Source organism: Microcystis sp. M_QC_C_20170808_M9Col, assembly GCF_007095495.1.
Lineage (GTDB): Bacteria > Cyanobacteriota > Cyanobacteriia > Cyanobacteriales > Microcystaceae > Microcystis > Microcystis aeruginosa.
This window is the reverse complement of sequence record NZ_SFBZ01000297.1, coordinates 22,457-28,456: the sequence shown is the minus strand read 5'-3', so window position 1 is coordinate 28,456 and position 6,000 is coordinate 22,457. Positions and strand designations below refer to the sequence as shown.

Annotated in this window: 5 protein-coding genes, 3 pseudogenes and 1 riboswitch; of the genes and pseudogenes, 3 read left to right on the top strand and 5 right to left on the bottom strand. The window is 46.5% G+C overall.

Translation table 11 applies throughout. The features are described 5' to 3' along the window. Positions 1-159 precede the first annotated feature (159 nt). Genes EWV68_RS18890 through rpmI form a run of 3 tightly spaced genes read right to left on the bottom strand, consistent with a single transcriptional unit; the run spans position 160 to position 1,712 of the window. Complete coding sequence (locus tag EWV68_RS18890; protein ID WP_002772048.1) at positions 160-1,116, bottom strand: PhoH family protein; 957 nt, start codon at positions 1,114-1,116, stop codon at positions 160-162. Between the two features lie 13 nt (positions 1,117-1,129). Then, on the bottom strand, positions 1,130-1,477 hold the full coding sequence (gene rplT / locus EWV68_RS18885; protein WP_002791991.1) for a 50S ribosomal protein L20: 348 nt from the start codon (positions 1,475-1,477) through the stop codon (positions 1,130-1,132). 31 nt (positions 1,478-1,508) lie between these two features. Then, a complete protein-coding gene (rpmI, locus tag EWV68_RS18880; protein WP_002781071.1) occupies positions 1,509-1,712 on the bottom strand; it encodes a 50S ribosomal protein L35 in 204 nt (67 codons plus the stop codon). A gap of 209 nt (positions 1,713-1,921) precedes the next feature. Between rpmI and EWV68_RS18875 the strand changes: the two genes are divergently transcribed. After that, positions 1,922-3,097, top strand: a complete 1,176-nt coding sequence (locus tag EWV68_RS18875) for a transaldolase (RefSeq protein ID WP_061432004.1) — start codon at positions 1,922-1,924, stop codon at positions 3,095-3,097. Between the two features lie 46 nt (positions 3,098-3,143). On the opposite strand, the pseudogene EWV68_RS18870 reads toward EWV68_RS18875, so the two are convergent. Further along, positions 3,144-3,404 (bottom strand): annotated as a pseudogene (locus EWV68_RS18870) (zinc ribbon domain-containing protein); the annotation flags it as partial. A gap of 38 nt (positions 3,405-3,442) precedes the next feature. On the opposite strand from EWV68_RS18870, the pseudogene EWV68_RS21970 reads away from it, so the two are divergent. Beyond that, positions 3,443-3,627 (top strand): annotated as a pseudogene (locus EWV68_RS21970) (hypothetical protein). A 146-nt stretch (positions 3,628-3,773) separates the two neighbouring features. On the opposite strand, the pseudogene EWV68_RS18865 reads toward EWV68_RS21970, so the two are convergent. Beyond that, positions 3,774-4,349: pseudogene (locus EWV68_RS18865) on the bottom strand (RNA-guided endonuclease InsQ/TnpB family protein); the annotation flags it as partial. An 86-nt stretch (positions 4,350-4,435) separates the two neighbouring features. Then, a riboswitch (TPP riboswitch) is annotated at positions 4,436-4,532 on the top strand. A gap of 8 nt (positions 4,533-4,540) precedes the next feature. On the opposite strand from EWV68_RS18865, the gene thiC reads away from it, so the two are divergent. Beyond that, on the top strand, positions 4,541-5,923 hold the full coding sequence (thiC, locus tag EWV68_RS18860; protein ID WP_002736411.1) for a phosphomethylpyrimidine synthase: 1,383 nt from the start codon (positions 4,541-4,543) through the stop codon (positions 5,921-5,923). Positions 5,924-6,000: the final 77 nt, after the last annotated feature.

Below are 6,000 nucleotides of genomic sequence, written 5' to 3'. Positions count from 1 at the left end.
TCCCTTTTTTCTTAGCATAATCTGATAGTTTCATGTGAACTGCAATGTAAACTTGTACTAACCATATTAGCAGTTGTTTGCAGTCATTTGCATATATTTTTTACAAAACTTTACAATACTCTCTCGCAAGAGTACAAGAGCGACTATCTCAACAATCTGTTATTTTTCGTGCTGTTCGTAAGCTGAGACAATTTTTTGTACTAAGGGATGACGCACCACATCGGCCCGGGATAGGTAACAAAAAGCAATCCCTTCTACTGATTTTAGGATTTTTTGAGCGGCAATTAACCCCGATTCCTGTTGTTGCGGTAAATCGGTTTGGGTGACATCTCCAGTTACTACCATGCGCGAACCGAATCCCAAGCGAGTTAAGACCATTTTTAACTGTGCTGGGGTGGTATTTTGGGCCTCATCAACGATCACAAAAGCATTAGCTAGGGTTCGTCCCCGCATATAAGCTAAGGGTGCGATTTCGATTTTACCCCGTTCCATCAGGTCGGGAATTTTGGCCGCTTCGATAAATTCGTATAAAGCATCGTAGAGGGGACGCAAAAAAGGATCGACTTTTTGCTGTAAATCCCCCGGGAGAAAGCCTAATTTTTCCCCCGCTTCCACGGCCGGCCGGGTGAGGATAATCCGTTCTACTTTATCTTCTAATAAAGCTTGTACGGCTAAAACGGCGGCTAAAAAGGTTTTCCCCGTGCCGGCAGGTCCAATACAAAAGGTGATATCGTGACTTTGAATCGCTTGGATATATTGACGCTGACGGAAGGTTTTTGCCCGAATTAGCTCCCCGCGACGGGTACGAGCGAGAATATCCTGCTGTAGTTCTTTATACTCGCTAGAACGCCCCGTATCGAGGGCATGGATAGCCGTCATAATATCGGCTTCGGCGATTAACTTGGCCTCTTGCCATAAAATACTTAAGGAGCGCACAATCGCTGTGGCGCGCTCCACGGGGGTTGGTTGCCCCGCAATCCGCAATTCCATCCCTCGGAGGACTAAATTCGCCCCAGTTTGCCTGGCTATCAATTTGAGGTTAGCTTCTTGATGACCCGCTAAAGCGATCGCACTTTCTGAACTGGGGAATTGAATCGTTTGCCAAGTTTCCGTCATGCTCGGGGCTAAATTATCCTTTGGCTAGTTCTACCACTTTAGCAAAAGCGACGGGATCGAGGACAGCTAATTGGGCCAACATTTTCCGATTGAGGAGGATATTAGCTTTCTTTAATTGTCCGGTCAGTTGGCTGTAACTGATGCCCTGTTGACGAGCAGCGGCATTAATGCGGGTAATCCAAAGACGACGAAAATCGCGTTTCCGTTTGCGACGGTCTCTATAGGCATTCCGCAAGGCCTTCATGACCTGTTGGTTAGCGGTACGGAATAAGCGCGAGTGAGAACCGCGAAAACCTTTGGCTAATTTGAGAACTTTTTTGCGTCGCTTGCGGGCGACATTCCCCCGTTTTACTCTAGACATGATAATCCTTTAGACGATTTTTCTGGAAAATTTACAAATAGGGCAACATTAAGCGCACTTCCTTCTCGTCGCGCTCGTGTACCAGGGTAATCTGGGACAAACGACGGCGCTTGCGTTCGGCACTTTTATGATCGAGTAGATGATTTTTGAAGGCTTTGCGACGTTTGATTTTTTTGCCGCTTCCCGTGGCCTCGAATCGTTTGGCCGCCGCCTTTCGCGTTTTTAGCTTGGGCATAAACTCCCTTTTATTAAATCGACACAATCACTAATACTATCACAAATAGAGGACTTTGGGCAAGGAGTGGCCAAAAGATTGCTGCGCTTATCCCCACTTTGCCAAGGTCTGTGGGTGGGAATTAAATCAATCGGGAATTTTCCCCTTCCTCTCGATCGAATCGCTAAGATCCAGATAAAGTCTCGCGTTAACACGCATCTGGAGAAGTTATGGCTAAAACCCTACTAGAACAATTACGCCAATTTACAGTGGTTGTTGCCGATACCGGCGATATCCAAGCGATCGAAGCTTTTACACCCCAAGATACCACCACTAACCCCTCCCTGATTACGGCCGCGGCCCAAATGCCCCCATATCGGCCGATTGTCGATCAAACCCTGCAAGCGGCCAGAAAAGAATTGGGAAAGCAGGCCACCCCGGAAGATGTGGCCAAATTAGCTTTTGATCGCCTAGCGATCGGTTTTGGTCTGCAAATCCTGCAAATCGTCCCCGGCCGCGTCTCGACCGAAGTAGATGCTCGTCTTTCCTACGATACCCAAGCTACCATCGACAAGGCCCGTTATCTCATTTCCCAGTATGAACAAGCAGGTATCTCTAGAGAAAGAGTCTTAATTAAAATTGCCTCGACTTGGGAAGGGATTAAAGCCGCAGAAGTCCTCGAAAAAGAGGGAATTCACTGTAATTTAACCCTATTATTCGGTTTCCATCAGGCGATCGCCTGTGCGGAGGCGGGAGTAACCTTAATTTCTCCCTTTGTCGGTCGGATTCTCGATTGGTATAAAAAAGAAACTGGTAAAGACTACGTTGGCGCTGAAGATCCGGGAGTCCAATCCGTTACCCAGATCTATAACTACTATAAAAAGTTTGGCTATAAAACCGAAGTTATGGGGGCAAGTTTCCGCAATATCGGTGAAATTTGCGAGTTAGCTGGTTGTGATCTTTTAACCATTTCTCCGAAACTGCTCGAACAATTGCAAGAGACAGAAGCCGATTTACCCCGTAAGCTCGATCCAGCCCAGGCCGCAACCCTTGATATTGTCAAAATTGCCATGGATCAAGCGACTTTTGAGAAAATGCACGCCGAAGATGCCATGGCTTCCGAAAAACTAACGGAAGGTATTCAAGGTTTTACCAAAGCTTTAGAATTATTAGAACAATTGCTGATTCAACGTTTAACCCAGTTGGAAGGTCAGTCAACCCTAGAACACGCCGCCGAAGATATTTTTCGAGTCTATGATCATGATGGGGATGGTTTCATCACCCGGGAAGAATGGGCGGGAACCGATGCGGTATTTGATGCGATCGATATTAACCATGATGGCAGAATTTCTCCCGATGAGATCGCTGTCGGTTTGGGTGCGGCTTTTCGTTTAGTGGAAGCTTGACTCTCCCCCGCTAACCGCTCGCGCGGTGTAGCGGGGGATTCTTGGTTCATAGGCTCTTGACTAGATCAAACAGGTTTAACTGAACGCCCCCCGTCAAATCGCCTCCGCGAGCGTTTTCTAACACGGTCAGTCCGACCGCATTTTTTCCTCGGTTCTCGATTACCTTCGCTGATGCCGTATCTCTTGGTTCAATGTGGCCGCAAGAATCACACCGGTGGACTCTTTCCGATAACGCTTTTTTGCCGGTAATCGCACCACAATTAGGACAATCCTGGGAAGTTCCGTTTTTATCGACTTTAAGATAATAAGTAGGGTTTGCTGAAAAAGTTTTTCGGTGGTGGCAGGGTGTGGGGTGTGGGGTGTGGGGTGTGGGGTTTTACCAGTTTTGAGGTGGCCAATTACCTAATTTTCAGGGAAAAAGTGCCTAAATTTCCCCCGATCACTCCCATATCCGGTACTTTTTGATTGACAAAAGGTCTAAAAGTCTTACCCAACAAGGTTTTAAGATTTATTCAGCTAACCCTAAGTAGGTAGGCGTTAAAAGTTATCAGATGCCCCCCTTATTAAGGGGGGATTAAGGGGGGATCCCCCCACCTATCGGCACCCCCCTTATCAAGGGGGGCAGGGGGGATCGAACCTAAAATTCATTTTTAATTTAATTATAACCAGCTACTTATTTTCCCCGTTTCCAAACAACAAACGGTAGTATCTCGTTAATAAAACTACCGATGCCCGAATCTAGAGATTGTTTTCTAACGATCCCTCTAGACCAAGAAACGAAGTTAATATCTTCAACGAAAATATTATCAGCAAGATCACAAAAGTAATGAGCTAACTTAAAATGCCAATCTCTACGAGTATTAGACACTTTTTCATGTAATCTCGCTATCTTATCTTGGAGTTTTAACCAACTGTTCGAGCCTTTAGTTTTCCGTTTCAAGCGTCTTTGTAGCAATTTAAGCTTACTCTGTACTTTCAACAAAAATCGAGGGGCTTTGATTAAATCTCCCCGTGAAGTAGCGACAAAACTTGCAATTCCCGCGTCAATTCCTAAACAGGTCTTCCCCACTGTCATATCGGGAACTAATTCCGTAGATTGGAAAGAAACCGAAACGTAAAATCCCGACGCTTTGCGGATAATTCGAGCTTGTTTAGGCTCAAACCCAGACGGGTATTCTCTAGATGGCCGGATTCTAATTTTTCCCAATTGTGGAAAATTTAAGTATTCGTCACCTAAGAAGTTTATTGTAGGGGGTCTAAGTGGGTTTTAGCCTAACTGCCCAATCAAACAACAATCTTAAGCTTTATCTCCTCAGTCCTCAACAGTGGTACAATTGCCGTCATAGCTAGGGGTGTCTGAGGCAATCAGGCTGAGAAAGACCCTTAGAACCTGAGACTGGGTAATTCCAGCGTAGGGAAGCTGTTTACAGAGGAAATAAAATTATGAGACAAGAATGGGTTGCCCCCCGGCGCGGACAAGCAAATGTATCGCAAATGCACTACGCCCGTCAGGGGATAATTACCGAAGAGATGACGTATGTGGCAAAACGGGAAAATCTCTCTCCCGAATTGATTCGCAGCGAAATCGCCCGAGGAAGACTGATTATTCCCGCTAATATCAATCACCTCAACCTCGAACCCATGGCGATCGGTATTGCTTCTAAGTGTAAAGTTAATGCTAATATCGGGGCTTCCCCTAACTCCTCGAATATTAACGAAGAACTGGAAAAATTACACCTAGCGGTCAAATACGGCGCAGATACGGTGATGGATCTCTCCACGGGTGGCGGTAATTTGGACGAAATTCGCACTGCGATTATCAATGCTTCTCCTGTCCCCATCGGTACTGTACCCATCTATCAAGCGGTGGAAAGCGTTCACGGCAATATTGAAAAACTCACCCCCGAAGATTTCCTGCATATTATCGAAAAACACGCCCAGCAAGGGGTAGATTACATGACGATTCACGCGGGAATCCTCATCGAACACCTGCCTTTAGTCAAAACCCGTCTGACCGGGATTGTCTCCCGGGGTGGTGGTATTATTGCTAAGTGGATGCTGCACCACCACAAGCAAAATCCTCTCTACACCCATTTCGATGAAATTATCGAGATTTTCAAGCGTTATGACGTTTCTTTTAGTCTCGGTGACTCCCTACGTCCCGGTTGTACCCACGATGCTTCCGATGCAGCCCAATTAGCGGAATTGAAAACCCTCGGCCAACTGACGCGTCGCGCTTGGGAACACGATGTACAGGTGATGGTGGAAGGGCCTGGCCATGTTCCCATGGATCAAATTGAATTTAATGTGAAAAAACAAATGGAGGAGTGTAGCGAAGCACCTTTCTATGTTCTTGGTCCCCTTGTCACCGATATTGCTCCAGGGTACGATCATATCACTTCGGCGATCGGGGCGGCTCTGGCGGGTTGGTACGGGACGGCGATGTTATGTTATGTCACCCCGAAAGAACATCTCGGTTTACCCAACGCTGAAGATGTGCGAAATGGCTTAATTGCCTACAAAATAGCGGCTCATGCGGCAGATATCGCCCGTCATCGTCCCGGAGCGCGGGATCGTGACGATGAACTCTCCATTGCTCGTTATAATTTCGATTGGAATCGTCAATTTCAGTTATCCTTGGATCCCGATCGCGCTAAGGAATACCACGATGAGACTTTACCCGCAGATATCTATAAGACGGCGGAGTTTTGTTCGATGTGTGGACCGAAATTCTGTCCCATGCAAACTAAAGTCGATGCCGATGCGATTACGGAATTAGAGAAGTTTCTCGCTAGTCAGAATCAAGACAATTTAACCCCGGTTTAAAGGGGAGTTATGGGAAGGGCTGATTTGATTTCAGCCCTATTCCTAGCATAGAAGTCAAAATTCTGGGAATAGCCGCC